The organism is Lysobacter enzymogenes, assembly GCF_017355525.1.
GTDB classification, from domain to species: domain Bacteria; phylum Pseudomonadota; class Gammaproteobacteria; order Xanthomonadales; family Xanthomonadaceae; genus Lysobacter; species Lysobacter enzymogenes_C.
Map to the genome: position 1 here is coordinate 2,654,438 of NZ_CP067395.1, position 23,854 is coordinate 2,678,291.

Annotated in this window: 19 protein-coding genes and 1 riboswitch; of the genes, 5 read left to right on the forward strand and 14 right to left on the reverse strand. The window is 71.3% G+C overall.

Going from position 1 to position 23,854, the window contains the following annotated elements:
* Nucleotides 1–27: 27 nt before the first annotated feature.
* Nucleotides 28–1,110 (reverse strand): serine hydrolase domain-containing protein, encoded by a 1,083-nt coding sequence (locus tag JHW38_RS11020; RefSeq protein ID WP_207525946.1) that lies wholly within the window; start codon nucleotides 1,108–1,110, stop codon nucleotides 28–30.
* A gap of 244 nt (nucleotides 1,111–1,354) precedes the next feature.
* Between JHW38_RS11020 and JHW38_RS11025 the strand changes: the two genes are divergently transcribed.
* The 3 genes from JHW38_RS11025 (at nucleotide 1,355) to JHW38_RS11035 (ending at nucleotide 4,768) form a co-directional block, all read left to right on the forward strand.
* A complete protein-coding gene (locus JHW38_RS11025; RefSeq protein ID WP_207525947.1) occupies nucleotides 1,355–1,663 on the forward strand; it encodes a hypothetical protein in 309 nt (102 codons plus the stop codon).
* 593 nt (nucleotides 1,664–2,256) lie between these two features.
* Complete coding sequence (gene ybaL / locus JHW38_RS11030) at nucleotides 2,257–3,945, forward strand: YbaL family putative K(+) efflux transporter (protein ID WP_207525948.1); 1,689 nt, start codon at nucleotides 2,257–2,259, stop codon at nucleotides 3,943–3,945.
* Nucleotides 3,946–4,087: 142 nt separating this feature from the next.
* Nucleotides 4,088–4,768, forward strand: coding sequence for a YceH family protein (locus JHW38_RS11035; protein WP_207525949.1), 681 nt, complete (start codon nucleotides 4,088–4,090; stop codon nucleotides 4,766–4,768).
* A gap of 429 nt (nucleotides 4,769–5,197) precedes the next feature.
* On the opposite strand, the gene JHW38_RS11040 is transcribed toward JHW38_RS11035, so the two are convergent.
* The 13 genes from JHW38_RS11040 to btuB all read right to left on the reverse strand — a co-directional run bounded on the left by JHW38_RS11040 (nucleotide 5,198) and on the right by btuB (nucleotide 18,150).
* The gene (locus JHW38_RS11040; RefSeq protein ID WP_207525950.1) at nucleotides 5,198–6,238 is read right to left on the reverse strand and encodes an AraC family transcriptional regulator; all 1,041 of its coding nucleotides are present in this window, start codon (nucleotides 6,236–6,238) and stop codon (nucleotides 5,198–5,200) included.
* Between the two features lie 100 nt (nucleotides 6,239–6,338).
* The gene (locus tag JHW38_RS11045; protein WP_207525951.1) at nucleotides 6,339–7,082 is read right to left on the reverse strand and encodes an adenosylcobinamide-GDP ribazoletransferase; all 744 of its coding nucleotides are present in this window, start codon (nucleotides 7,080–7,082) and stop codon (nucleotides 6,339–6,341) included.
* Nucleotides 7,079–7,783, reverse strand: coding sequence for a histidine phosphatase family protein (locus tag JHW38_RS11050; protein WP_207525952.1), 705 nt, complete (start codon nucleotides 7,781–7,783; stop codon nucleotides 7,079–7,081). The genes JHW38_RS11045 and JHW38_RS11050 overlap by 4 nt, the downstream gene beginning before the upstream one ends.
* A gap of 139 nt (nucleotides 7,784–7,922) precedes the next feature.
* The gene (gene cobT / locus JHW38_RS11055) at nucleotides 7,923–8,981 is read right to left on the reverse strand and encodes a nicotinate-nucleotide--dimethylbenzimidazole phosphoribosyltransferase (RefSeq protein WP_207525953.1); all 1,059 of its coding nucleotides are present in this window, start codon (nucleotides 8,979–8,981) and stop codon (nucleotides 7,923–7,925) included.
* 26 nt (nucleotides 8,982–9,007) lie between these two features.
* Entirely contained in the window at nucleotides 9,008–9,526 is a 519-nt protein-coding gene (cobU, locus tag JHW38_RS11060) for a bifunctional adenosylcobinamide kinase/adenosylcobinamide-phosphate guanylyltransferase (RefSeq protein WP_207525954.1), read from the reverse strand.
* The gene (locus JHW38_RS11065; RefSeq protein ID WP_207525955.1) at nucleotides 9,514–11,004 is read right to left on the reverse strand and encodes a cobyric acid synthase; all 1,491 of its coding nucleotides are present in this window, start codon (nucleotides 11,002–11,004) and stop codon (nucleotides 9,514–9,516) included. The genes cobU and JHW38_RS11065 overlap by 13 nt, the downstream gene beginning before the upstream one ends.
* Nucleotides 11,001–11,993: a threonine-phosphate decarboxylase CobD gene (cobD, locus tag JHW38_RS11070; protein ID WP_207525956.1), complete on the reverse strand. Its 993-nt coding sequence runs from the start codon at nucleotides 11,991–11,993 to the stop codon at nucleotides 11,001–11,003. Before cobD ends, JHW38_RS11065 begins: the two co-directional genes overlap by 4 nt.
* 32 nt (nucleotides 11,994–12,025) lie before the next feature.
* Entirely contained in the window at nucleotides 12,026–12,961 is a 936-nt protein-coding gene (cbiB, locus tag JHW38_RS11075; protein WP_207525957.1) for an adenosylcobinamide-phosphate synthase CbiB, read from the reverse strand.
* Nucleotides 12,958–14,226 (reverse strand): cobyrinate a,c-diamide synthase, encoded by a 1,269-nt coding sequence (locus JHW38_RS11080; RefSeq protein ID WP_207526336.1) that lies wholly within the window; start codon nucleotides 14,224–14,226, stop codon nucleotides 12,958–12,960. The genes cbiB and JHW38_RS11080 overlap by 4 nt, the downstream gene beginning before the upstream one ends.
* A 74-nt stretch (nucleotides 14,227–14,300) precedes the next feature.
* Nucleotides 14,301–14,933 (reverse strand): cob(I)yrinic acid a,c-diamide adenosyltransferase, encoded by a 633-nt coding sequence (cobO, locus tag JHW38_RS11085; protein WP_207525958.1) that lies wholly within the window; start codon nucleotides 14,931–14,933, stop codon nucleotides 14,301–14,303.
* Nucleotides 14,930–15,529: a hypothetical protein gene (locus tag JHW38_RS11090; RefSeq protein ID WP_428995319.1), complete on the reverse strand. Its 600-nt coding sequence runs from the start codon at nucleotides 15,527–15,529 to the stop codon at nucleotides 14,930–14,932. Before JHW38_RS11090 ends, cobO begins: the two co-directional genes overlap by 4 nt.
* A 48-nt stretch (nucleotides 15,530–15,577) precedes the next feature.
* Nucleotides 15,578–16,219 (reverse strand): hypothetical protein, encoded by a 642-nt coding sequence (locus JHW38_RS11095; RefSeq protein ID WP_242691329.1) that lies wholly within the window; start codon nucleotides 16,217–16,219, stop codon nucleotides 15,578–15,580.
* A 35-nt stretch (nucleotides 16,220–16,254) separates the two neighbouring features.
* Nucleotides 16,255–18,150, reverse strand: a complete 1,896-nt coding sequence (gene btuB / locus JHW38_RS11100; protein WP_207525959.1) for a TonB-dependent vitamin B12 receptor — start codon at nucleotides 18,148–18,150, stop codon at nucleotides 16,255–16,257.
* Between the two features lie 118 nt (nucleotides 18,151–18,268).
* Nucleotides 18,269–18,535, reverse strand: a riboswitch (cobalamin riboswitch).
* Nucleotides 18,536–18,950: 415 nt separating this feature from the next.
* On the opposite strand from btuB, the gene JHW38_RS11105 reads away from it, so the two are divergent.
* Nucleotides 18,951–21,329 (forward strand): TonB-dependent receptor plug domain-containing protein, encoded by a 2,379-nt coding sequence (locus JHW38_RS11105; RefSeq protein WP_207525960.1) that lies wholly within the window; start codon nucleotides 18,951–18,953, stop codon nucleotides 21,327–21,329.
* Nucleotides 21,330–21,634: 305 nt separating this feature from the next.
* Nucleotides 21,635–23,683, forward strand: a complete 2,049-nt coding sequence (locus JHW38_RS11110; RefSeq protein ID WP_207525961.1) for an amidohydrolase family protein — start codon at nucleotides 21,635–21,637, stop codon at nucleotides 23,681–23,683.
* Nucleotides 23,684–23,854: the final 171 nt, after the last annotated feature.

Below are 23,854 nucleotides of genomic sequence, written 5' to 3' on the forward strand. Positions count from 1 at the left end.
TCGCGCCGCAACGCCCCGGCGTCGGGCTTACAACGTGGACAGCAAGGCATCGGCGAACAGGTCGATGGTCTTCTGGCTCAAGCTGGTGTTGTTGAGCACGACCAGGCTGGTCCGCCCGTCCAGGCGATGGCCCAGCAGCGAACGGTAGCCCTCGGTGTTGCCGGTTTCCCAGGCGAACGGCATCGACCGGGCGCCGATCTTCACCGTCCGCACCCGCCCGCCGAGCGCGTACTCGTCCGCCGCAGAGCGCACCGCGCTCAACGCGGCGCGCGATGTATCGCTGAGGAAGCCGTCGGCATAGGCGCCGTGCGCGGCGCGGATCAGGTCTTGCGCGCGACCGCAGTAACCGCCGGACGCGAGGCCGTACACCCGCTGCGGAAACATCTTGCGCACTAGCGGTTCGGTCGAGGCGTATCCGATCGCCACGCGTTCGCGCGCATCGTCGGTGTAGCGCGGCACGATCCCGGGCAGCCGCAACGGGGTCAGGGTCAGGCTGTCGACCGCGTCGGCGAACATGCGGCCGGTCACCGTCTCGACGATGCCCTGCACGATCACCCAGTTGGTGAATTGGTAGTCGAAGCGGGTTCCGGGATCGAACGCCAGGTCGCCGGAGCAGAACGCGGCGATCGCCTCCTGGGTGGTGTACGGCCGCGTCCATACGCCCGGATCGGCCTTGGGGTCGAAGCGGTTGGGGATGCCGCTCATGTTCGACAACAAGTGCGCAAGCGTGACCCGCGCGCCGGTGTCGGCGCGATACCCGCTGAGGTAATCGCTGATGCGTCCGGCCAGATCGAGCTGGCCGCGGTCGACCAGCCGCAAGACGCTCAGCGTGGTCAGCCATTTCGAGATCGACGCCAGCGGGTACAGCGTGTCGACCGAAGCCGCGCGCCCGGCTTCGATATCGGCCATGCCGAAGGCGCGGGAGAACACGACGCGACCGTCGTGCACCAAGCGGACGACGCCGTGGAAGCCGTTGTCGCGGACGAAGGATTCGACGATCCGCTGCCGCGCGGCGGACGCGGGCTGCGCGGCGCGCGCGCCGAACGGCAGCGCGGCCTGCGCGATTGCGGCGGCGGAGGCGGCGAGAAACGCGCGACGCGTCCAACCCATCTGCATCGTCATCCGAATCCCCTGCGCGGCGGCCTGCGCCACCCTATCCAATCGCGACAGCGGCGGCAGATGCTTAAAGTCATATCCGCGCGGGCGCAGCGCCGGCGCGGTTCGCGCCGTGCCGCACGGGCGGCGAAGGCCGCGCCGTTCGGCCCGGTTTTGTGCGAGAGGCCCGAAACCGGCGCGGCCCCGGTGCTACCTTCTGCGGGCCGAACGACTCGGCGCGATCATGGGAAGGACCGTCATGTTCAAGTCTGTCTTGCTGACCCCCGTAGTGCTCGCCACCGTCACCGCGATCGCCGCGCTGCTGCCGATCTCCAGCGCGTTCGCGGCCTGCAACGATTGTCCCTGGCTGTTCAACCGCTGCATGAGCCGCGCCGATACGCCGGAAAAGGCGCAGGCCTGCGAAGAAGCGCGGCAGTTGTGCGAGGAGACCTTCTGCACCAATCCGCTCGCCAAGCGCCTGTCGGCGCCGGCGGTCGTCGAGAATCCGTTGCCGAAGGCGCGCGACGGCGAAAGCCGCCAGCCGCAGGCGCGCAGCAGCGCGCGGTAACGCCTTCGCCGGCGACGATGGCCGGCTCGAAGCCCCGCGTTTGGCGGGGCTTTTTTATGTCTGCGCCGGTGCGAACCTTGCGCGGGCGTGCGTTCGGCGGGCGATGTTTCGCCTTGGGGACTTGCGTTCGTCGCAGGCGGGTTGGCGCGGTCGCGACTTGCGTCGCTCCTACAGGGGGCTTGGCGGGAAACGCGAACGCTCGTGCTTTCGGCGCGCGGGAACCACTCGCGGATCGCGCGGTCTCAGAGCCCGGCCAACGTGTGGGCGCGCTGCATCCGCCCGCGCATTCCCGGCCGCCTCCCGCGCAAATCCCGCCACCGCCGCCGTCGCGACGGCGCGGGGATGAATCCCGGTTCATCCTCGCGCATCACGCCGGAGCGACCGGCACGCAGGCATAAAACCCGCTGTTCCCTCTCGGCTGCAGGCCTTGCCGCGCGGGCTCGGGCGGCTGCGCGCCGGCGTCGCCGCCGCGCTCGTCGCGGGGCGAAAAATCCCGCAGAAACAATCGTTTGCGAGAATGAATCGAACGAGAAAGACTTGCATCTGAATCGTTCAGCACACATTCTTCCAAGGACCAGACCACAGGAGAGCCGATGCACCACACGTCCCTGATCGCGATCCTGGTAGCCGGCTTCGTCCTGGCCTTCATCTTCGGAATGATCGCTCAACGCCTGCGGCTGTCGCCGCTGGTGGGCTACCTCATCGCCGGCGTCATCGCCGGCCCCTTCACGCCCGGCTTCGTCGGCGACCAAACGCTCGCGCCGCAGTTGGCCGAGATCGGCGTCATCCTGCTGATGTTCGGCGTCGGCCTGCACTTCTCGCTGGGCGACCTGCTCGAAGTCAAAGCCATCGCGCTACCGGGCGCGATATTGCAGATCGCGGTCGCCACGGCCTTGGGCTGGGGCATGGCGTATTACCTGGGCTGGTCGCACGGCGCCGGCCTGGTGTTCGGTCTGGCGCTGTCGGTCGCCAGTACCGTGGTGCTGCTGCGCGCGCTGGAAGAACGGCGGCTGGTGGAAACCGCCAAGGGACGCATCGCGGTCGGCTGGCTGATCGTCGAGGATCTGGCGATGGTGCTGGCCCTGGTGCTGCTGCCGGCGCTGGCCGGCCTGCTCAAGGGCGAAGGCGGCGACGCCAGCCAGATCTGGAGCCAGTTGTTCGTGACCCTGGCCAAGGTCGGCGCGTTCGTGGCCTTCATGCTGATCGTCGGCCGCCGGGTGATTCCGTGGATCCTCGAACGCGTGGCCGGCACCGGTTCGCGCGAACTGTTCACCCTGTGCGTGCTGGCGATCGCGCTCGGCGTGGCGTTCGGCTCGGCCGAACTGTTCGGCGTGTCGTTCGCGCTCGGCGCGTTCTTCGCCGGCATGATGCTCAACGAATCCGAATTCAGCCATCAGGCCGCCAACGAGACCCTGCCGCTGCGCGAAGCGTTCGCGGTGCTGTTCTTCGTCTCGGTCGGCATGCTGTTCGATCCGCAGATCCTGCTCAAGGAACCGCTGGAAGTGCTGGCGGTGTTCGCGATCATCGTGATCGGCAAGTCGCTCGCGGCCTACGCCCTGGTGCGCGCGTTCGGCAAGCCGAACTCGACCGCGCTGATGATTTCCGCGAGCCTGGCCCAGATCGGCGAGTTCTCCTTCATCCTCGCCGGCCTCGGCATGGACCTGGAGATCCTGCCGAAGGAAGGCCACGACCTGATCCTGGCCGGCGCGCTGCTGTCGATCGTGGTCAACCCGCTGCTGTTCGCCTGGCTCGACCGCAAGAACGCGCGCGAAGCCGCCGCGGCGCAGGAAGCGCGCGGCGAAGACCCGCCGCAGGTGCCGGCCGACATCGACAACCACGTCATCCTGGTCGGCTACGGCCGCGTCGGCAGCGAGCTGGCGCGCCTGCTCGGCGAGCACAAGATCCCGATGGTGGTCATCGACGGCGAGGAAAGCCTGATCGCCAAGGCGCGCGCGGCCGGGCTGCCGGCGATCCTCGGCAACGCGGTCAACGAGCGGGTGCTGCGCGAAGCGGTGCCCGAGCGCGCGACCACGGCGATGCTGGCGATCCCGCATGCGCTGGAAGCCGGCGAGATCATCGCCAAGCTGCGCGAGATCAACCCGGGCCTGAGCATCGTCGCGCGCGCCCACAGCGACAACGAGGTCAAGCACCTGATCGAGCACGGCGCCGACGGCGCGGTGATGGCCGAGCGCGAGCTGGCCCACAGCCTGGCCGAAATGGTCATGGCCGCGCCGGTCTACCGCGGCGAACGCCAGCTGCCGCCGTCGACGGCGCTGGTGTGAGGGCGCCGGCGCGGTACGCGCTGGCGCCCGATGTCGGCTAGTGTGATGTCCTCCCGCCGCCGCGGACCGCGAGGTCCGCAGCGGCAGGCGCCGGCGCCGGGCGCCGGCGCCTTTCGTCCACCGCCCTTGCCGAACCGCAGCCATGAGCGATATCGAACCGTCCGCCACCGATCCCAGCGCAAACGCCGCCGCCCCGCCGCCGCAACTGACTCCGATCGAAGCGCGCGTGGTCGCGGTGTTGATCGAGAAGGAAGCGACCACGCCGGACGTGTATCCGCTGACCCTCAACGCGATCGTGGTCGCCTGCAACCAGAAGACCTCGCGCGACCCGGTCACCCACCTGGAACAGGGCGACGTCGCCCACGCGCTGCGCCAGCTGGAGCCGCGCGGCTGGGTCAAATCGCACCATTCCCCGCGCGCCGAGCGTTACGGCCACCGCGCCGGCACCGCGCTCGACGCGACCCGCCCGCAGACCGTGCTGCTGGCCCTGCTGATGTTGCGCGGCCCGCAGACCGCCAACGAACTGCTGAGCCGCAGCGAGCGCATGGCCAAGTTCGAATCGGCCGGCGACGTGCAGTACGCGCTGGAGCGTCTGTCCCAGCACCAGCCGCCGCTGGTCAAGCTGCTCGGCCGGCAGAGCGGGCAGCGCGAAGACCGCTACGGCCATTTGCTGTGCGGCGAACCGGAATGGACCGCGTCGGCCTCCGGCGCGGACCCGACGCTGGCGAGCCCGGCGGCGCAATCGGCGCTGACCGAGCGCATCGCCGCGTTGGAGGCGAAGGTCGCCGAGCTCGAGGCGCGGCTGGAAGCGGCCGGCGCCTGACGTGCCGGGCCGCGCGTAGCGGCCGCGGCTTTGTGCAGGAGCGGCGCGAGCCGCGACCGCGGCACCGCATACGCCCGCGCCGCTTGCTTCGCGCGGGTGGTCTTGATCGCCTTCGATTCGTTGCGCCGGTCATTGCCTTGGCGCGGTCGCGGCTTGCGCCGCTCCTACAGGTAGCCACCGCGGCAACGCATGCGTCCGCACCGCTTGGTTCGTGCGGGTGGTTTTCGTCGCCTTCGATCGGTTGCGCCGGCCAATGCGTCGGCGCGGTCGCGGCTTGCGCCGCTCCTACAAAAAGCCACGGCCGCTACCTGTAGGAGCGGCGCGAGCCGCGACCGCGGCACCGCATACGTCCGCGCCGCTGGATTCGTGCGGGTGGTTTTCATCGCGTGCGATTGGTTGCGCCGAGCATCGCTCCGGCGCGGCCGCGGCTCAGGCCAGCGGCAGGTAGATGTCGGTGCGCAGCACCGCTTCCGGGGTTTCGTCCGGGTCGTCCAGGTATTCGTGGAACAGCGGCGCGGCGCGCAGGGTTTCGCCGCTGTCGGGCAGCCAGCGCGCCAGCAGGGCGTCGGTCAGCGCTTCGAGGCCGTCGAAGGCGCCGACCAGACGGACCCGCGCGTAGCGTCCGCCGCCCAGCGTTTGCAGGCGGATGCCCTCGCCCGGGTCGTCGGCGAAGGCCGCGCCGAGCGCCAGCATGCAGTCGAACGCGCAGGCCTGCGGCGGCACGTCGCGGCGGTCGTCGAGCGGGACGCCGTACAGACCGCGCAGCGAGTCGAGCAAGCCGTTCTGCGCCGCCCAACCGAACAGGCGGCCATAGCCCTGGTTCTGTTCGGGATACGCGCCGGTCACCCGCAACGCGGCGACCTGGAACGGTTCGACGCTGACCACTTCGACCCGCAGCGGCGCGGCCGTGCCGTCCTCGGGCGCGGGCGGCTGGGCCAGGCGGTCGATCTCGCGCCACAGCCGCTCCGGCTCGGCGCGCAGTTCGCTCGGGGTGCCGCCGATGCCCTGGCGCAGCGCGCGGGTGAAGGCCTGCGGAGTCTGGTAGCCGACCGCGAGCGCGGCGTCGGTGACGGTGCGCTCGCCGTTGGCGAGCAGGCGCAGGCCTTGCAGCAGGCGCAGCCGGGCCACGGTCTGGCCGGTGGTTTCGCCGGTCATCGCGCGGTAGACGCGGTGGAAGTGGAACGGCGAGAACGAGGCCGCTTCGGCCAGCCGGCCCAGCTCCGGCGGCTCGTCGCCGTGGCCGATGGCCTGTTCGATCAGCGCCACCGCGCGCTGGATGCGGCGGTGATGGGCGTCGCGGGTGCCGGGCTTGAGCGCGCCGCGCGCCGGCGCCGCGGCGGTGCGGCCGCTGTCGGGCGCGGGTTCGACGATGGGCGCGCCGGCGGCGGCGGCTTCGGCCACGGTGGAGACGGCGGCGGGCGCCGGCACGGGAGCCGCGACGGCGGCAGGCGATTCCTTGACGGGGGGCATGGTCTTGCTCCTCGCGCTCGGCGGTGGGATGGCGGTCAGCATCGCAGTCGCGGCGGTACGCGGCGGTTCCTATCTTGCGCTTTCGCGCGCCGCCGCAGGCTCAGTACGACAGCGCCAGCGCCGCCAGCACCGCCGCCTCGGTCAGCTCGGTCAGCGCGCCGCAGGTGTCGCCGGTCATGCCCTGCAGCCGGCGCAGGCAGGCCCGCCGCCACAGCGCGAACACCAGCGAAGCCGCCGCCAGCGCCAGCGCGCCGCGCCAGCCGGCCAGCGCGCACAAGGCCGCGCTGACGATCAAGGCGGCGATGCAGGCCGCGCGCGGCGCCGCGACCAAGGCCTCGCCGAGGCCGGCCTTGCGCACGTACGGCGTGGTCACAAACGCCAGCGTCAACGTCGCGCGCGCCAGCAGCGGCGCCAGCGCCAGCGCCGCCCACGCCGGCGCCGGCAGGCTCGCCAGCGCGGCGAACTTCAACAACAGGACCAAGGTCACCGCCACCACCGCGAGCGGACCGCTGCGCGGGTCTTTCATGATCTCCAGGGTGCGCGCGCGGCTTTGCTGCGGATCCGCGCGCAGGCCGCCGACCCAGGCGTCGGCCATGTCGGCCAGCCCGTCCAGATGCAAGGCGCCGGTCAGCGCCGTCCACGCGATCAGCAACAGCGCCGCCGACAGCAGCGGCGGCCGCGTCTGCAACGCCCACGCCAGCGCGCACAGCAGCGCGCCGATCAATGCGCCCGCCAACGGATACCAGATCAGCGCGCGGCGTTGCGCCTCGGCGTCGGCGAACGCCCGCGCGGGCACCGGGATGCGGGTCAGGAAACCGATCGCGGCCAGCGCGGCGCGCATCAACCGTCGACTGGATCGGCCTGCGCGCTTGCGTCGGCCTCGGCGCGCGCGTGCGCGCCGTCGCGCGCGGCCTGCGGCGGCCAGCTGACGCTGTGCAGCGAGGCGTGGGCGACATCGATGTTGAGCAGGTCGGTGTAGCGGCGGCCGGCGGCGATGCAGCGCAGCAGGCGGATCGCGCCGCCGTGGGTCACCACCAGCACGCGGCGGCCGCTGTGGCGCTCGGCGATCTCGTTCATCGCCGCGGTCAGGCGCGCGGCGAATTCGTCGAAGCCTTCCGCGCCCGGCGGCGGGTGCGCGACCGGATCGGCCCAGAACCGCGCCAGCGCGTCGCCTTCTTGCGCGGCGATGGCGTCGACCGGGCGGCCCTGCCAATCGCCGAAGTGGTATTCGCGCAGGCGCGGCTCCAGCGCCCACGGCAGACCGCGCGCCTGCGCCAGTTCCTGCGCGAACGCGGCGCAGCGCTGCAACGGCGAGCTGACGATGGCGTCCCAGTCGCGCCCCAGCACCGCGTCGCGCATCTGCCGCCAGCCCAGTTCCAGCAGGCTGTCGTCGAGCTGGCCGCGGTAGCTGCGGTGGCCGGTGTCGCCGTGGCGCAGCAGGTCCAGGTGGACCGGGCCGGCGTGGACGGAGCCGGCCTGGGCGTGGCCGGCGTGGACAAAGCCGGAATCGGCGGCGCCGGAATCGACAGAGCGTGGCGGGGTCATCTCGGCGTCGGTCCTTGTACGCGGTCGGTGGCGGACACCGATGATGCCCGCGCGAGCCGGGTCAGGGAAATAGGCCGCAAGCTGGGCGCGCCCGGCGCGGGCGCCGCTGCCGGAGCAGGGCCGGCCGACGCGCCCGCGTTCACGCCGACGCGCCGGAGACGCCGGCCTGGGCGAAGGTCGCCATGCCGTTGTGCAGATCGCAGGCCAGCCGCAGCAACGGCACCGCGACCGCGGCGCCGCTGGCTTCGCCCAGGCGCAGGCCGAGATCGAGCAGGGGCTGCGCGCCGAGCGCGTCGAGCAAGGCGGCGTGGCCGCGCTCGTGCGAGCGGTGCGCGTACAGCAGCCATTCGCCGCAACCGGGATTGAGCCGCTGCGCGGCCAGCGCCGCGACGGTGCAGATGAAACCGTCGACCAGCACCGGCACGCCGTGCTGGGCGCAGGCGATGTAGGCGCCGGCCAGGGCCGCGATCTCGAAGCCGCCCAGGCGCCGCAGCCGTTCCCAATCGCTGTCGGCGTCGGCGTGCAGCGCCAGCGCGCGTTCGATCGCGGCGACCTTGCGGGCGATGCCGGCCTCATCCAGCCCGGTGCCGGCGCCGGCCAGTTCCTTTGGTGCGCGCTGCAACAGCGCGCAGGCCAGCGCCGCCGCGGCGGTGGTGTTGGCGATGCCCATTTCGCCGCCGATGAACAACTGCGCGCCGGTGTCGCGCGCGGCGCGCACGCTGGCGACGCCGGCCGCGAGCGCGGCGCGCAGCTGCGGCTCGCTCATCGCCGCGGTTTCGCAGAAGTTGGCCGTGGACGCGGCGATGACCGCGCGATGCACGCCGCTGATCGGACCCGGATCGTTGACCGTGCCGAGGTTGACCACGTCCAGGTTGGCGCCGAGGCTGCGCGCGAGCACCGCGATGGCCGCGCCGCCGCCGGCGAAGTTGCGCAGCATTTCGCCGGTGACCGCCTGCGGAAACGCCGACACGCCTTCGGCGGCGACGCCGTGGTCGGCGGCGAACACGCTGATCCACACCCGTTGCAGCGAAGGCCGCGGCGTGGCCTGCAGCCCCGCCAGCCGCACCGCCGCGTCTTCGAGCCGGCCGAGCGAGCCCGGCGGTTTGGTCAGTTGCGCCTGCCGCGCGAGGGCCTGTTCGGCGATGGCCGCGTCCGCGCGCAGGCACGCGCGCGACCACCATTGGGTTTCTTCGTTCAAGGTCTCGCTCTCCGCATCGTGCCCGCCTACAGCGCCGGGCCTTTCAATACCAGCGGCAAACCTGCCGCCACGAATGCCACCCGCTCGCAGCTCTGGCCCAGCGCCTGATGCAGGCGCCCGGCCTCGTCGACGAAGCGACGGCCCAGTTCGCCCATCGGCACCACGCCGAGGCCGACTTCGTTGCTGACCAAAAGCACCGACCCGCGCAGCTCGGGCAAGGTCGACAAGAAGGCTCTGCGTTCGCGTTCGAACACTTCTGCATCGCAGTGTTCCAGCAAATTGCTGAGCCACAACGTCAAACAATCCACCAACACGCACCGCCCGGGCGCCGCATGCGCCCGCAACGCGTCCGCCAGCGCGAGCGGCTCCTCCACGCACCCCCACCGCGCCGGCCGCCGCGCCCGGTGATGGGCGATGCGCGCATCCATCTCGCCGTCCAGCGCCTGCGCGGTGGCGATGTAGACCACCTCGTCGTGCGCCGCAGCCAGACGTTCGGCCAACGCGCTCTTGCCCGAGCGCGCGCCGCCGAGGATCAGGGTACGCATACGCGCTCCTCGTCGCCGTGACGCAGGCCGAACAGTGCGGCCAACGCGTCGGTGTCCAGGTGTTGTTCGACCGCGTCGGCGAGGCGGTCGATCGATGCTTCGCGCAAACCTCGCAGGTCCAGCGTTTGCGCATCGTCGAGGCCGGCCCAGCGCAGCAGCGCGGCCAGCGCCTGCGGATGGTCGAACAGGCCGTGCAGATAGGTGCCCAGCACTTGCCCGTCGGCCGACAGCGCGCCGTCGCAGCGGCCGTCGGCGAAGCGCAGCGCGGGCCGGCCCAGGCCGGCGCCGGCGCTGACGCCGCAGTGGATCTCGTAACCCTCGACCGCGGCATCGGCGAAGCTCAGATGGCCGCGCACGTTGCGCAGCAGCTTCTGCCCTTGCAGCGTGGTGTCGAGTTCGAGCCAACCCAGGCCCTGGCTGGAACCGGCCTCGCCTTCGATGCCGTGCGGATCGTGCACGGCGCCGCCGAGCATCTGCATGCCGCCGCAAATGCCGACGACCCGGCCGCCGTAACGCAGATGGCGGGCGATCGCCTCGGCCCAGCCGTTGCGGCGCAGCCAGTCCAGATCGGCGCGGGTCGACTTGGAGCCCGGCAGCACGATCAGATCGCAGGCCGGCGGCGTTTCGCCGGGGCCGACGAAGCGGCAATCGACCTGCGGATGCGCGCGCAGCGCGTCGAAATCGGTGTGGTTGCTGATCCGCGGCAGCGCCGGCACCGCCACCCGCAGGCGCGCGCCGGGCTTGGCGCCGGCCTCGCGCGGCAACGCGTCTTCGGCTTCCAGGTGCAGGCCGTGCAGGTACGGCAGCACCCCGAGCACCGGCTTGCCGGTTTCGCGTTCGAGCCAATCGAGCCCGGATTGCAGCAAACCGATGTCGCCGCGGAAACGGTTGATTACGAACCCGGCGACGCGCGTGCGTTCGCTGTCCGACAACAAAGCCAGGGTGCCGACCAGATGCGCGAACACGCCGCCGCGGTCGATGTCGGCGATCAGGATCACCGGGCAATCGACCGCCTCGGCATAGCCCATGTTGGCGATGTCGCGGTCGCGCAGATTGATCTCGGCCGGACTGCCGGCGCCCTCCACCACGACCGCGGCGTAGCGCGCGCACAGGCGCGCGTGCGAGGCCAGCACCGCCTGCATCGCGACGCGCTTGTAGTCGTGGTAGGCGCGCGCGTCCAGCTCGGCGACGGCGCGGCCGTGCACGATCACCTGCGCGCCGGTGTCGCTGTTGGGCTTGAGCAGGATCGGGTTGAAGTCGGTGTGCGGCGCCAGCCCGGCGGCCTGCGCCTGCACCGCCTGGGCGCGGCCGATCTCGCCGCCGTCGGCGGTGACCGCCGAATTCAGCGCCATGTTCTGCGGCTTGAACGGCGCCACCGCGACGCCGCGGCGGTGCAGCCAGCGGCACAGCGCCGCGACCAGTGCGCTCTTGCCGGCGTCGGAGGTGCAGCCTTGCACCATCAGCACGCGTGCGCTCATTCGTGCAGGTCTCCGAGTTCGGCCAGCGCGGCGTCGAGCCGCCGCCATTCGTCTTCGCCGCCCGGCAGGCCGAAGCGCAGGCTCGCCGGTTGCTCGAACAACCGGGTCAGGATCGCGCGCCGGGCCAGCGCGTCGTGCAGTTGCGCGGCGCGCGGATCGCGGCGCCACTGGAAGAACGCGCTGCCGCCGCTGGGCGCCAGGCCGTGCGCCGCGAGCAAGGCCGCCAGCCGTTCGCCCTGCGCGCGCAGTTGCGCGCGCATGGCCTGTTGCCAGTCGCGGTCGGCCAAGGCGTGGCGCAGCACGTAACGCGCCGGGCCGGTCAGCGTCCACGGGCCGAGCCGTTCGCGCAGCGCGGCCAGCAGCGCCGGTGCGGCGCAGACGAAGCCGGCGCGAGCGCCGGCCAGGCCGAAGAACTTGCCGGCCGAGCGCAGCACGATCAGCCCGTCGCGCGCGGTGTCGCCGCACAGGCTGCGCTCGGGCGTGGCGTCCATGAAGGCCTCGTCGATCAGCAACCAGCCGCCGCGCGCGGCCAAGCCTTGGTGCAGCGCCAGCAGCGCGTCGCGTTCGAAGCGGTCGCCGCCGGGGTTGTTGGGATGGATCAGCACGACCACGTCGTAGCGTTCGCGCTGCGCGAGCAAGTCGTCGCCAGACAAGGTTTCGACCTCGTGGCCGGCGCGGCGCCAGGCATGCGCGTGTTCGGCGTAGCCCGGCGCGAGCACGCCGACGCGCGAGCGCGCGCGCAGCTCGGGCAAGGCCTGGATCGCCGCCTGCGAACCGGCGACCGGCAACGCCTGCGGCGCGCCGTAATAGCCGGCGGCGATTTCGGCGAGGCCGTCGTCGTCCTCGGGCAGCCGCTGCCAGGCGCGCGCGGGGATTTGCGGCAGCGGCCAGCTGTCCGGGTTGATCCCGGTCGACAGGTCCAGCCACTGCGCCGCGGGAATGCCGTAGCGCTGCGCGGCGCGCAGCAGACGACCGCCGTGTTCAAGCATGGGGCGCTCCCGACGGTTGCGACGCGTTGCGCTCAGCCCGCATGCCGCCACTCCAAGACCGCGACCACGGCGACGATCAGCAACCACAGCCACGCGCCGCGTTCGACCAGGGCCAGCGCGCGGCGCACCGACCCGGCGTCGGGCGCCGCGCCTTCGCCGAGCAGCGGACGCGCTTCCCACACGCCCTCATACGGCGCCGCACCGCCGAGGCGCACGCGCAGCGCGCCGGCGCCGGCGGCCATCACCGGGCCGGCGTTGGGGCTGTCCCACGTCGGCGCCTGGGTGCGCCAGCAGCGCAGCGCGCAGCGGCCGTCGCCGAGCGCGGCGTAGGTCAGCGCGGTCAGCCGCGCCGGCACCCAGTTCAGCGCGTCGTCGATGCGCGCGGCGGCCCAGCCGAAACGTTCGTAGCGTGGGTTGCGGTAACCCCACATCGCATCGAGCGTGTTGCTGAGCCGGTACAGCACCGCGCCGGCCGGGCCGAGCAGGGCGAACCAGAACAATGCGGCGAACACCGCATCGCTGCCGTTTTCCAGCACCGACTCGGTCGCCGCGGCGGCGACCCGCTCGGCGTCGAGCGCATGGGTGTCGCGGCTGACGATGCGGCCGACCGCGGCGCGCGCGTCTTCGAGCCGGCCGGCCTGCAACGCGGCGGCGACCGGCGCGGCGTGTTCGCGCAGGCTGCGCAGGCCGATCGCGAAGTACAGCGCCAGCGCCGCGTACGCGCCGCCGAGCCATGGCGACGCGCCCCACAGCGCGAGCTGCAGCCAGCCCGCGGCGGCGCTCAGCGGCAGCACCGCCAGCGTCCACGCCGCCAGCCCGCGCGCGCGGCTGTCGGCGTGCAGCGCGGTTTCCAGCGCGCGCGCCAGCCGCCCGAACGCGACCAGCGGATGGGCGCGGCGCGGCTCGCCGAACGCGGCGTCGAGCAGCGCGCCGCCGAACATCGTCCACGCCAGCGCCTGCGCGCTCATGCCGCGAACAGGCGCACGGCCGCGTCGGGATTGGAAGGGAAATAGAAGTGCACGAAGCTCGCGTGCATGCGGCTGCGGCGGTACACGGCCTCGCGGCTCGGCCCGCCGTTGGGGTTGACCGACATCGCCACCGCCTCGTCGTCGATCTGCGCCTGGGCGTAGTGGAAGGTGTGGCCGCGCAACTCGCCTTGCGGCAGCGCCACCGCTTGCAGCCCGAGCGCGGCCAGCCGCGCGCCGATGCGCGCATGGCCGCGCAGCAGTCCGGCCATCGGCGCGGCGCGGCCGTCGCGGTCGCTCAGTTCGTCCAGGCAGTACAGCAGGCCGCCGCACTCGGCCAGCAGCGGTTTGCCGGCGTCGACATGGGCGTGCAGGCCCTGGCGCAGCGCCGCGTTGGCCGCGAGCGCGTCCAGGTGCAGTTCCGGATAGCCGCCCGGCAGCCAGGCCGCATCGCACTCGGGCAAGGCCTCGCCGGCCACCGGCGAGAAGAACGTCAGCTCGGCGCCGGCCGCGCGCAGCAGATCGAGGTTGGCCGGATACAGGAAACAGAACGCGGCGTCGCGGGCGACCGCGATGCGGCGGCCGCGCAGGCTCTGCGTCGGTGCCGGCATCGATGCAGCGGCGAATTCGAGCGCCGGCGGCAGCTGCGCGTCGGCGTGCGCGGCCCAGGCATCGGCCAGCGCGTCAAGGCGCGCGTCGATATCGCCGAGTTCGCCGGCCGCGACCAGCCCCAGGTGCCGCTCCGGCAAGGCCAGCGCCGGATCGCGCGGCAACGCGCCGAGCCAGCGCAGATCGGCCGGCAGGCTCTCGCGCAGCAACTGCGCGTGGTACGCGCTGCCGATCCGGTTGGCGGCCACGCCGTACACCTGCAAGCCGTCGCGGTAACGCGCCAGGCCGGCGGCGAGCGCGCCGAAGGTCTGCGCCATCGCCGAACCGTCGATCACCGCCAGCACCGGCACGCCGATGCGCTGGGCCAGGTCGGCGCTCGACGGCGAACCGTCGAACAAGCCCATCACCCCTTCGATCAGGATCAGATCGGCTTCGGCCGCCGCCGCGTGCAGGCGCGCGCGCACGTCGTCCTCGCCGCACATCCACAGATCGAGTTGCTGCGCCGGCGCGCCGCTGGCGCGTTCGAGCACCATCGGGTCGAGGAAATCCGGCCCGGTCTTGAACACGCGTACGCGCCGGCCCTGGCGCGCATGCCAACGCGCCAATGCAGCGGTGACGCTGGTTTTTCCTTGATTGGAAGCGGGCGCGGAAACCAACAGCGCCGGGCAGCGGGCGGGACTCGCAGCAGCCGGAATGCCGCCGACGCCCGATGCCCGGCTGCCGACGCCCGGCTTCAAAGCTCGATCCCCTTCTGCGCCTTGATCCCGGCCTTGAACGCATGCTTGACCACGCGCATGTCGGTGACCGTATCGGCCGCCTCGATCAACGCATCCGGCGCGCCGCGGCCGGTGACGACGACATGCTGGCGCGGCGGACGCGCGGCGACCGCGGCCAGCACGTCGTCGACGGCGACGTAGCGGTGCGCGAGGGCGATGTTGAGTTCGTCGAGCAGGACGAAATCGTAGGCCTCGTCGCCGAGCATGCGCGCGGCCACCGCCCACGCCGCCTGCGCGGCGGCGATGTCGCGCTGCTTGTCCTGGGTCTCCCAGGTGAAGCCCTCGCCCATCACGTGATAGTCGAGTTCCTCGAAGCGGCGGAAGAACGCTTCTTCGCCGGTCGAAAAGCTGCCCTTGATGAACTGCACCACCCCGCACTGCAAGCCGTGGCCGAGCGAGCGTGCGAGCATGCCGAAGCCCGAGGAGCTCTTGCCCTTGCCGTTGCCGGTGTTGACCACCAGCACGCCGCGCTCGATGGTGGCGCGGGCGATCTTGCGGTCGATCAGTTCCTTCTTGCGCTGCATGCGCTCGCGATGTTTTTCCTCGCCGGCGGCGGCGAAGCCGGCGCGGTCGCGCGCGTCCTCGCTCATGCCGGCGCTCCGGCGCGCTGGCGCGCTTCGAACAGACGCGCGACGGCGTAGACCGCGAAGCCGGCGCCGACATAGCCGGCCAGGGTGCCGAGCGCGCGCGGATAGTAGTGCGGGATGCGGTCGACGAAGCCGATCCAGCTCGCGTCCGGATAACGCCCGGACAGGAAATAGAAGCCGCCCTTGGAAATCAGATAGGCCACCACCGAAGTTCCCAGCAGGGTCAGCGCCAGCACCGGCACGGTGGCGATGCGGTCGCGGTGCATGCGCGCGTACACGCGTCCGCCCCACCACAGCGCGCCGTAGGCCACGGCCAGCGCCCAGTACGCCGGCGACAGGCACCAGTCGGTGACCCGGCCCAACGCCAGGCTGGCCAGGTCGAGCAGCGAGGACAGCACGAAAAACGCCGGAAACAGCCAGGCCGGCCGCAACAGCGCGCCGGCCAGGAAGAACACCGCCCACGACGCGCTCGGCAAGGCGTCGACGGTGGCGAAATGCTGGCCGCGCGTGCACACCATCAGCGCGGCGAGGGCCAGGGCGGCGACGATCTGCGCGTTGCGCGAACGCAGCGGCAATGCGGCTTCGCTCGGCGGAAGCAACCAGGTCATGACGGACTCCTCAGGGATCGGTGCTGCGGACGTTGCGGCTCAGTCTTGCGCGCGCGGCGCGGCGCCGCGCGCGCCGGCGAAGCGCGCGAGCAGCGCGTGCGCGAGCAGCGCCGCGCCGATGTAGGCCATGGTGGTGCCGACGAACACCGGGCCCCAGCGCAATACGCGCTGCACGTACTCGGCGAAGTTCGGATCCGGGTAACGGCCGCCGAACCAGTAGAACGCGCCGTTGGAGATCAGGAACGACGCCGTCGCCGCGACCAGCGCCACCGCCAGCGCGCCGGCGAACGCGCGCGGCCGCGCCGCCATCGACGGCGCCCAGGCCCGGCCCAGGTACCACAGCACCGCGTACGCCAGCAGCAGGAACCAGTACGACGGCGTCACGCAGTAGTGCTGGAAGAAGTCCAGCCCGCGCCCGGTGATGGCGAGGTAGTCGATCGCCACCGCCGCGGCGAGCAGGCCGGCGAACAGCCGGTGCCGCTGCAGATACAGCCCGCCGAGGAAGAACACCGCCATCGACGCGTCGGGCAGGTGCAGCAGCGTGCCGACGGCCTTGAACCGGGTCGCCGCCAGCAACACCGACAACACCGCGAGGATCGCGAACTGCGCCGGGCCGGCGAGCAGCGGTTGCAGATCGTCCAGGGTCCGGATCGGCGCGTGGGAATGGGTCGTGGGCTTCATCGTCGGGTCTCCTTCTGGGCCGGCCGCATGCGGGGTCAGCGATTGGGACGGTAACGCAGGCTCAGCAGATAGGTGCGGCCCGGCTGATTGTAGAAGGCCGCGGTTTCGTAACGCCGGTCGAACACGTTATTGGCCGAAAGCTGCACGTTCCAGTCGCTGCCCAGCGCGTAGCCCAGGCGCAGGTCGGTCAGCGCGTAGCCGCCGAGGCGGCGGGCGTTGGCCAGATCGTCGTAGCGGTCGTTGGCGGCGTAGACGCTGGCGCCGAACGAGAACGCGTCGTCCGCGCCGAGCGCGAAGCGCCGGTCCAGGTCCAGCCGCGCACTCTGCCGCGCGCGCCGCGGCAGGACGTTGTCGCGGTAGCTGCCGCGGCTGTCGTTGCGCGGATCCAGCCAGGTCGCGCTGGCGCGCAAGTCCCAGCCGGCCACGCGCGTGTCCAGCGCCGCTTCCAGGCCGCGGATGCGCGCGCGGTCGACGTTGCCGGGCAGGCCGATCGACGCGTCGTAGGCGATCAGATCGTCGATCCGGGTCTGGTACGCGTTGAGCGACCACACCTGCCGGCCGCCGTCGCCGAACGTGCCGCGCAGGCCCAGTTCGAAGCTGCGCGAGGTTTCCGGGCCGAGCTCCGGATTGCCGTAGCCCGGGTAGTACAGCTCGTTGAAGGTCGGCGCCTTGAACGCGGTGCCGTAGCTCGCGGTCAGGCGCAGCGCGTCGCTGAGGTTCCAGCCCCACAGCACGCTGCCGGTGGTCTTGCCGCCGAACTGGCTGTCGTCGTCGCGGCGCACGCTGGCCTGCAGCGCGTGCGCGCCGAAGTCGCGCTGGTATTGGCCGAACGCGCCGCGCAGCACGCGCGAATCGCGCTTGTACGCCGTGTTGCTGTCGACTTCGTCGCGCTGCCAGTCGAAGCCCAGCGTCAGCAGGCCGCCGCCGAGGCCGAGGTCGCCTTGCAGCGAGCCGAGCTGGCGGCGGGTGTCGAAGGTGCTGGAGTACTTGCCGTCCTTGTATTGCTCGCTCAAGTCCCAGCTGCGCCCGGCGTTGAGGCTCAGCGCGAGGCGCTCGCTGGGGCGGTAGCGCAGCTTGGCGCCGACCACTTGCTGGACGATGTCGGCCTGGTTGTTCTGGCTGCCGTCGTACTCGTTGCGGCCTTCGGCGCGGAACGCGCGCGCGTCGGCGTCCCATTGTTCGTTGAAGCGGTAGCCGCCCTGCATCGTCAGCGAGCTGTTGCGGTAACCGTCGCGGTCCGGCGAGTGGGTGAAGCAGCCGGCGCCGCGCGGATTGGGCTTGCCGCGGCAGGCGTTGATGCCGTCGGTGTCTTCGTGCGCGGCGTTGACCGAGTACCAGCCGCGCTCGCCCTTGCCGGCCACGCCCGCGGAGGCGCGGTGGGTCTGGTTGCTGCCGATGCCGACGCTGAAGCTCGGCGCGAACGGCCCCTGCGGGCGGCGGGTGAAGATCTGGATCACGCCGCCGATGGCTTCCGAGCCGTACAGGCTGGAGAACGGGCCGCGCACGATCTCCACGCGTTCGATCTGTTCGACCGGAATGTCCTGCAGCGAGGCGCCGCCGCTGGTGGCCGAACCGAGCTTGATGCCGTCGACCAGCACCAGCACGTGGTCGGACTCGGTGCCGCGCAGGAACAGCGACGTGCTCTTGCCGGGCCCGCCGTTGTTGGCCAGCGAGGCGCCCGGCGTGCCGCGCAGCAGGTCCGGCAGCGAGGCCGGCTGCAGGCGCTCGATGTCGGCGCGGTCGATCACGGTGACCGCGGCCAGGGTCGCGTCCTGGGTTTGCGCGGTGCGGCTGGCGGTCACCACGACCTGATCGAGCTCGACCGCGGGCGCGGCCTGGGCGACGGCGGCGGCGCCGTACAAGGCGACGGACAGGGCCGGCGCGAGCGCGCGGCGGAAGGACACGATCTGGGACGAAACGGACGGCGGCATTGCGTGCAGGTCTCCAGGCCGCGCCTCACCCGCGCGGCCGACAAGGGTCGGGACCGACGCAGACACGGCACGGACAGATGCGCGCAAGCGCGATCGCCCCGCTACCAGGCCCACCGCCGGTCGGTTCGCGCTCCGGGCCGGTCTCCGGGCTTGCGAGCGGAACCTGTCGAGCGTCCTTGTCCGGGTTCCGGTACCGCGCCTTCCCATGCCGCCCTTGCGGGCGCAGGCACAGTGGCCGTTGCGGTACGTAGACTCGCCTACCGTTGCGGGGGCAGCTCCGGCTTGAGCGCGCGGACCGTTCTGGACGAACTGGCCAGCGGCGCGACCGGATTCCCGTTTCAATCGCCGGACTGTGCCGGCGATCACCTTGAGCGCGGGCATCTTAGCAGCCGGGCGCCGGAGCGCGGCCAGTACGCGCGAACCGCGTGCGTCCCGGCCGACGCAGAAACGCAGGATTCGGACTCGTCCCATTCAAATCCGGCGCCGCGCTCGGCGATGCTGGCCGCGTTCCAACTCCTGCGGACGCACGGGACACCCCTCCCGCTTTCCGGCCGCCGGCCCGCGTCGCAGTCGCGGCCGGCGGTTCTTTTTGTCCGCACGCCGCCGGCCCCTCGCTCATGCCCTCAGGCGACCCGCCGGGGCCTCGCTGCGCCTTCGCCGACGACTCCAGCGGCAAAAACGAGGCGGCTACCACTTTTTGATTACTTGCGTTAGCCGCTTTCTGGCCGCTTCATTGACCCGGTTGTTACGACCGTGTTAAACCCGATGACATCGCTGTCAGTCCCCTTGCAGGAGTCTTCATGCACGCCAGCCGCACGCACCGCCGCCGCGCCCGCCATCCTCTCGCCCTGGGTCTGTTGATCGCCCTGGCCGCGCCCGCCGCGCTGGCCCAACAGCCCGCCCAGGCCGACGCCAAGACCCTGGACCAAGTCATCGTCACCGGCACCCGGGTCAGCGACCGCACCGTCGCCGAATCGACCGCGCCGATCGACATCATCACGCCCGAAACCCTGGAAGCCAGCGGCACGGTCGAACTGGCCACGGCGCTGGCGCGCGCCCTGCCCTCGCTGAACTTCCCGCGCCCGGCGATCACCGACGGCACCGACGCGGTGCGGCCTGCGCAGCTGCGCGGCCTCGCCCCCGATCAGGTGCTGGTGCTGGTCAACGGCAAGCGCCGCCACACCACCGCGCTGATCAACCTCAACGGCAGCCAGGGCCGCGGCTCCTCGCCGGTCGACCTCAACGCGATTCCGATCGCCGCGATCGAACGCGTGGAAGTGCTGCGCGACGGCGCCTCGGCGCAGTACGGCTCCGACGCCATCGCCGGCGTGGTCAACATCGTGCTCAAGGGTTCGGGCAGCGGCGGTTCGATCGCCGCGCGCTACGGCCAGTACAGCGCCGGCGACGGCGAGCAGTACCAGCTCTCCGGCGACCTCGGCCTGCAAGGCGAGCGCAGCTGGCTGCATCTGGCCGCGCAAGGCGGCCATCAGGACCAGACCAACCGCGCGCGGCCGTTCCAGGGCGTGGTCGAACAGCGCTACGGCGATCCGGAGATCGACCAGGGCGCGTTCTCCTACAACGGCGAATTCAAGCCGGTCGATTACCTGACCTTCTATTCGTTCGGCAGCTACAGCGAACGCGACGTGCTGTCCAACGGCTATTTCCGCTTCGCCGCCGACCCGCGCAACATCCCCTCGATCTATCCCAACGGCTTCCTGCCGCAGATCCACAACGTCAGCAAGGACCGCGCCGCGGTGTTCGGCCTGCGCAGCGAAACCGCCGGCGGCACCCAGATCGACCTGAGCTACAACTACGGCCACAACGGCCTGACCTTCGACATCGAGAACACCCTCAACCGCAGCCTCGGCCCGAGCTCGCCGCGCAAGTTCTACGCCGGCGCGCTGGAAGTGACCCAGCACGTGTTGAACCTCGACTTCACCCGCCCGGTGGATTTCGGCTGGAAGTACCCGATCACCTTCGCCTGGGGCGCGGAATGGCGCGGCGAGGAATTCAGCCAGCGCGCCGGCGAGCCGCTGTCGTACGCCAACGGCGGCGTGCCCGCGTCGAACGGCCAGATCATCCCCGGCGCGCAGGTGTTCTCCGGCTTCCGCGCCAGCGACGCCGGCGAGTTCGACCGCCACAGCTATTCGTTCTATCTGGACGTGGAAGGCGACCTGACCGACAAGTTCTCCGCCGGCGTCGCCGCGCGCTACGAGAGCTACAGCGACTTCGGCGACACCACCTCGGGCAAGCTGTCGGCGCGCTACGCCTTCACCGACAAGGTCGCGCTGCGCGCCACCGCCTCCACCGGCTTCCGCGCGCCGTCGTTGCAGCAGCAGTTCTTCCAGTCCATCGCCACCAACTTCATCAGCGGCATTCCGTACGAGATCGGCACCTTCCGCGTCGACAACCCGGCCGCGGTGGCGTTGGGCTCGGAGCCGCTGAAAGCCGAGGAATCGACCAACTACAGCCTGGGCCTGGTGTTGCAGCCGGCCGACGGGCTGTACATCACCGTCGACGCGTACCACATCAAGGTCGACGACCGCATCCTGCTGTCGGAGAACCTGACCAGCACGGCGGTGCGCAACTACCTGCAGGCCAACGGCTATCCCGGCATCGGCGGCGGCCGCTACTTCACCAATGCGGTCGACACCAAGACCCAGGGCGTGGACGTGATCGCGACCTACGCCTGGGACGTCGGCAACGGCAAGCTCAGCACCACCGCCGGCTACAACTATTCCAAGACCGAGATCGAGAACATCGCGCCGAACCCGCCGCGGCTGGCGGCGATCGACCCGGCCGCGGTGCGCATCGGCCGCACCGAGATCGGCCGCATCACCAAGGGCGCGCCGAAGGACAAGTTCTTCCTCAGCGGCGACTGGAAGACCGGCAACTGGAGCTTCAACGCCACCGCCACGCGCTACGGCGAGTTCACCGAACTGCATGCGACCGATCCGCTGCAGGACCAGACCTTCGGCGCGAAGTGGACGCTGGACCTGGCGGCGACGTATCGCTTGAACAACTGGGACTTCACCGTCGGCGGCGACAACGTGCTCAACGAGTATCCCGACGAGTCCAAGCTGGTGCGCGGGACGCGCAACTATCTGCCGTACAACACGGCGTCGCCGTTCGGGTTCAACGGCGCGTTCGCTTACTTGAAGGCGGGCTACAAGTGGTGACAGCGTTCGCGGTTTGAACGACTGGTCGAAGGCCCGGGCGAACCGGGCCTTCGCTTTTTTGGCGCGGCCCTCATCCGCCCTTCGGGCACCTTCTCCCGCAAGCGGGAGAAGGAACAGCAGGCTTTCGTCTCTCTCCCGCAGCCAGCTTTAGCCCCTCTCCCGCTTGCGGGAGAGGGGTTGGGGTGAGGGCCGCCTACCAGATCCCCCAGCATCCCCATCATTCCGGCACATCCCCACCCGCCACCAATCGGCTATACAACGCCGACACCGCCCCCACTGCCAGCACGCCACCCCGGAGCCCTTCGATGCGCCCGATCGCCCTGCTGTCGCTGTCCCTCGCCCTGTCCCTGGCCCTGTCCGCCCACGCCGCGCCCGCCGCGCGCGACTACGCGATCTTCATGCAAGGCCGCGCCGCCGGCGAACAGAAAGTCGCCGTCGCCGACGACGGTTCGGTCCGGGTCGACTACCACTACACCGACCGCGGCCGCGGCGACCGCAGCACCACGCGCTGGCGCGCCAACGACGACGGCACCCTGCGCGAGTACAGCGGCAGCGGCAACGATTACCTGCTCAATCCGTTCGAAGAAAACTACCGCGTCGACGGCGCCAAGGCGCAATGGAAGAACCCCGCCGAACGCGGCGAACGCGAACTCGCCGCGCCGGCGTTCTTCCTGCCGCTGCAGGCCGCGCCGGAAGCCACCGGCGCGCTCGCCCGCGCGCTGCTGAAGGCGCCGCAACGCAAGCTGGCGCTGCTGCCGGCCGGCGAAGCGAGCATCGCCGCGGTCGGCGACTACGACATCGCCGGCAAACGCGGCAACGCCAAGCTGCGGCTGTACCGCATCGAAGGCCTGGACTTCACCCCGCGCATGGTCTGGCTGCGCGAAGACGGCGCGACCGCGGCGGTGATCTTCGCCTCCGGCTGGTTCGTGGTGGTCGACCGCGAGTTCGAGGACGCCGCGCAGAAACTGGTCGAACTGCAGGAAGCCGCCGGCGCGCAATGGGGCGCCGATCTGGCCAAACGCCTGACCCACGCGCCGCAAGGCCCGCTGCTGATCCGCAACGCGCGCCTGTTCGACCCGCGCGACCTCAGCGTCAGCGCCGGCACCAGCGTGCTGATCGACAACGAACGCATCGTCCGGGTCGCGCCCGACGCGCAGATGCGCGCGCCGGCGTCGGCGCAGACCCTGGACGCGCGCGGCCGTTTCCTGATGCCGGGCCTGTGGGACGTGCACAAGCACTACACCGCGATCGAAGACGGCGCGCTCGACATCGCCGCCGGCATCACCAGCGCGCGCGACATCGCCAACAACTTCGACACCTTCCTGGAACGGGTCAAGCGCTTCGACGCCGGCAGCGAAGTCGGCCCGCGGGTGCTGATGGCCGGCTTCATCGACGGCCCCGGCCCCTATGCCGGCCCGACCAAGATGCTGGTGTCCACGCCCGAGGAAGCGGTCAAGGCGGTCGATTTCTACGCCGACCGCGGCTACATGCAGATCAAGAGCTATTCCTCGCTGAAACCCGAGCTGGTGCCGGTCATCGCCGACCGCGCCCACGCGCGCGGGCTGCGCTACAGCGGCCACGTGCCGGCGTCGATGTCGGCACGGCAGTTCATCGAGAACGGCGCCGACGAGTTGCAGCACCTGCTCTACGTCGAACTGAACTTCATGTATCCGGAAGTGAAGGACACCCAGAGCATGCAGCGGCTGACCGCGGTCGCCGCGCACGCGCACGAGTACCCGCCGGAAGCGCCGAAGGTGCGCGAGTTCATCGACTTCCTCAAGCGCCACCGCACCGTCATCGACGCGACCATGGCGCTGGAGGAAGACCTGTTCGGCGGCGACCCGACCGACAAGACCCCGCCCGGCCTGCGCGGCGTCGCCGAGCGCTTCCCGCCGCAGGCGCGGCGCAACCTCAGCTGGGGCGCGCTGAAGCCGCCGCACGGCCAGGAGGAGGCGTACAAGCAGGCGTTCCCGAGCATGCTCAAACTGCTCAAGGCGCTGTACGACGCCGGCGTGACCCTGATGCCGGGCACCGATGCGATGTCCGGCTACATGCTGCACGCCGAACTGGAGGCGTACGCGCGCGCCGGCATCCCCAACGCCGAAGTGCTGCGGCTGGCGACGCTGACCCCGGCGCAGGTGCTTGGCGTGGACAAGGACCGCGGCTACATCGCACCGGGCAAGTACGCCGACTTGGTGCTGATCGACGGCGACCCGACCCGGGACATGCGCGACATCCGCAAGGTCGATGCGGTGTTCAAGGGCGGCAAGCGGTTCGATCCGGGCGAGATCGAGCGGGCGCTCGGGATCGTGCCGCGCAAGGCGCCTGTGGTGGCGGTGGCTGAAGGACGGTAACGCCGGGGTTTGTGGTGTCGCGGTCGCGGCTCGCGCCGCTCCTACATGGCTTCCTGTAGGAGCGGCGCGAGCCGCGACCGCGACAACCCGAACCACCGCGCCACCGCTTCATCCCGAAAACGAAAACGGCCCGCATCGCGGGCCGTTCTCTTTTGCTTCGCAAACTCCGAG

Coding starts and splice junctions, on each gene's coding strand:
- JHW38_RS11020 (WP_207525946.1), bottom strand. CDS start 1,110: ATGGGTTGGACGCGTCGCGCGTTTCTCGCCGCCTCCGCCGCCGCAATC.
- JHW38_RS11025 (WP_207525947.1), top strand. CDS start 1,355: ATGTTCAAGTCTGTCTTGCTGACCCCCGTAGTGCTCGCCACCGTCACC.
- ybaL (WP_207525948.1), top strand. CDS start 2,257: ATGCACCACACGTCCCTGATCGCGATCCTGGTAGCCGGCTTCGTCCTG.
- JHW38_RS11035 (WP_207525949.1), top strand. CDS start 4,088: ATGAGCGATATCGAACCGTCCGCCACCGATCCCAGCGCAAACGCCGCC.
- JHW38_RS11040 (WP_207525950.1), bottom strand. CDS start 6,238: ATGCCCCCCGTCAAGGAATCGCCTGCCGCCGTCGCGGCTCCCGTGCCG.
- JHW38_RS11050 (WP_207525952.1), bottom strand. CDS start 7,783: ATGACCCCGCCACGCTCTGTCGATTCCGGCGCCGCCGATTCCGGCTTT.
- cobU (WP_207525954.1), bottom strand. CDS start 9,526: ATGCGTACCCTGATCCTCGGCGGCGCGCGCTCGGGCAAGAGCGCGTTG.
- JHW38_RS11065 (WP_207525955.1), bottom strand. CDS start 11,004: ATGAGCGCACGCGTGCTGATGGTGCAAGGCTGCACCTCCGACGCCGGC.
- cobD (WP_207525956.1), bottom strand. CDS start 11,993: ATGCTTGAACACGGCGGTCGTCTGCTGCGCGCCGCGCAGCGCTACGGC.
- cbiB (WP_207525957.1), bottom strand. CDS start 12,961: ATGAGCGCGCAGGCGCTGGCGTGGACGATGTTCGGCGGCGCGCTGCTC.
- cobO (WP_207525958.1), bottom strand. CDS start 14,933: ATGAGCGAGGACGCGCGCGACCGCGCCGGCTTCGCCGCCGCCGGCGAG.
- JHW38_RS11095 (WP_242691329.1), bottom strand. CDS start 16,219: ATGAAGCCCACGACCCATTCCCACGCGCCGATCCGGACCCTGGACGAT.
- btuB (WP_207525959.1), bottom strand. CDS start 18,150: ATGCCGCCGTCCGTTTCGTCCCAGATCGTGTCCTTCCGCCGCGCGCTC.
- JHW38_RS11105 (WP_207525960.1), top strand. CDS start 18,951: ATGCACGCCAGCCGCACGCACCGCCGCCGCGCCCGCCATCCTCTCGCC.
- JHW38_RS11110 (WP_207525961.1), top strand. CDS start 21,635: ATGCGCCCGATCGCCCTGCTGTCGCTGTCCCTCGCCCTGTCCCTGGCC.